This window comes from Streptomyces sp. NPDC054796 (assembly GCF_053611545.1).
Genome location: NZ_JBSHAO010000151.1, coordinates 1 through 2,096, shown reverse-complemented (window position 1 = coordinate 2,096; position 2,096 = coordinate 1). Strand labels below are relative to the sequence as shown.

Genomic DNA, 2,096 nt, shown 5'->3' with positions numbered 1-2,096 from the left:
GCCCTGCGCGGATGTTCGAGGGCTGCTCGCCCGAGTCCGCGGGTAGACCGCACGAGGCTGGCGGCAACGTCAGCCCCAGATGGATGGCCGTCTCCCCGGCTGCCGCGAGGCGACCGGGTGACAGAATCCGGCGTACAGCTCGACTCGTCTGCCGCGTCCCAGGGTCGGCGGTCGCACCCTTCCATGATCCTTCAGTTGCTCGGCTCTGCCTCTCGGAGCTGGGCTCTGCTCACGTTCCGAGCATCATGGCCAGGGGTTCCGACAGGTGGCTCAGCCTGGCGCTGAGCTGGGAGGCAGCCGTCTTGGTCGCCAAGATCACCGATTCCGGAGCCTCGGGCATGACGGTGGCGGGTTTGAGCAGGAGCACGACTCCCATGATCGCTTCCCCCCAGACGATGGGCGCCGCGCAGGAGTTCCAGAGAGGCATGCACTCTTCGTAGCCGAGGGCGTAACCGCGGTCACGGACCTCTTCGAGCGAGGCGAGGAGTTCCCTCTCGTCGCGGTAGGCGCCGGGGCCCGCTTCGGCCGGAATCGGTTCGGCCAGCACCAGCTCCTGGAGGGTTGCGGGGAGGTAGGCAAGGATGGTTCGGCCGCTGGCTCCGGTGCGGAGCGAGCGAGTGACGGAAAGGATGTCGAGGGCCGTCATGCCGAGTTCCACCAGGTCCGAATCGCCCACGGCCATGTCGATGCACTGACGCTGGGCGCCGCCGAAGGGCGCCAGCATGTACTGGAAGACCAGACCTCCCTCGGTGGCCTCGCGCAGTTCTTCCAGGATCGTGTGCGTGCTGTCGTCCTTGGCGGGCGCGTGGGCGAGTGCGTGCATTCCGAGATGCGCGGCGGTCGCCCCCAGCCGGTACTTGCCGCGGCTTACGCGTTCGAACAGTCCGCCGTAGACGCCGGATTGCAGGATGCGTGAGGTGGTGGAGTCGTCCAGGCCGGCCGCCCTGGCTAACTCGCCGGTGCCGTGTACATCCCCGCCCAGATGAGCAAACGCTTTTTGGACTCGGATGAATCGGTCAACGAGACGAGCCCCAGCCTCCGAGGTGTTCGAAATTTCGTTTCCGGTCATGCAGCCCGCCACCTTCCCTACGGGTGCACCGCTCCGAGGAGAGCGGTACACCACCTCCCTGACATGGACACCCATTTGAACGATCTCGCGCCGTACCCTTGTTCCAGAAAGCGAGAGGTCTGTTTGCGTGTAACTTGGTTTTTCAACTACCCGGCGGTATCCAAAAGCAGCTTTCCGGTGTGCGTGCGCGCGGCCAGAGCGGCGTGGGCGGCGGGTGTCTCGCTCATCGGATAGACGTGCCCGAGGATCGGGCGCAGTAATCCGGCACGCACGGCGTCGAAGAGGGCGTTCATACTGGCCGGAAGGGCCTTCGGGTCACGGAACAGGGTCGGCAGCCAGAACCCGGAGACGGTGATCGACTGTTCCATCAGCACCTTGGTCGACACGTCGGCCGCCCGCCCCGATGCGTATCCGTACACGGCTAGCCGCCCATGGGGAGCGAGAGCGGCGATGACCGAATGAAAGGTCGGCCCGCCGGTCATCTCCAGCGCGACCTGGACCGGGCCGCCAGCTGCTTCCTTGATGTCCTCAGCAAGGGTCTCGCTGGTGGAGTCGACGACTGCGTCGGCACCAAGTTCTTGTGCGAGTTGCCGCTTCCCCTCGGTGCTCGCCACTGCGATCACCTTCGCACCGATACCTTTGGCCAGTTGGACGGCTATAGACCCCAGGCCGCCAGCGGCGGCTGGAATCACCACGGTCTGGCCCTCCTGTACGGCGGCAACGGTGTGGAGCAGGTGGTAGGCCGAATTGCCCTGGAGGCACAGTGCGACCGCCTGCTCGTCGGTCACGTCATCGGGCACTTTCCACGAGGTGCGGCGGTGGACATGGGCTTGCTCGGCGTAGCCGCCGCCCTGAGTGAGGCCGACGAAGCGCTGGCCGTCAGCGGTTCTGCCGACGACTTCGTTGCCAGGGGTGTAGGGCAGCGTCACAGGGGCGAGATAGCTGTTTTCCCGTACATGCACATCTGCGTAGTTCACCCCTGCGCGCCCCACCTGCAAGAGATGGTGTGCACCTCGCGGTTCAAGAT

At 65.7% G+C, this 2,096-nt stretch carries 2 protein-coding genes; both read right to left on the bottom strand.

The features are described from left to right. Positions 1-229: 229 nt before the first annotated feature. Positions 230-1,069: an IclR family transcriptional regulator domain-containing protein gene (locus ACWGJ2_RS40285; protein WP_453351391.1), complete on the bottom strand. Its 840-nt coding sequence runs from the start codon at positions 1,067-1,069 to the stop codon at positions 230-232. Positions 1,070-1,215: 146 nt separating this feature from the next. Then, a partial coding sequence (locus tag ACWGJ2_RS40280) for a quinone oxidoreductase family protein (RefSeq protein WP_453351390.1) occupies positions 1,216-2,096 on the bottom strand: 881 nt, incomplete at its 5' end.

Excerpts from the sequence above, each read along its gene's own strand:
- ACWGJ2_RS40285 (WP_453351391.1), bottom strand. The coding sequence starts at position 1,069 with ATGACCGGAAACGAAATTTCGAACACCTCGGAGGCTGGGGCTCGTCTC.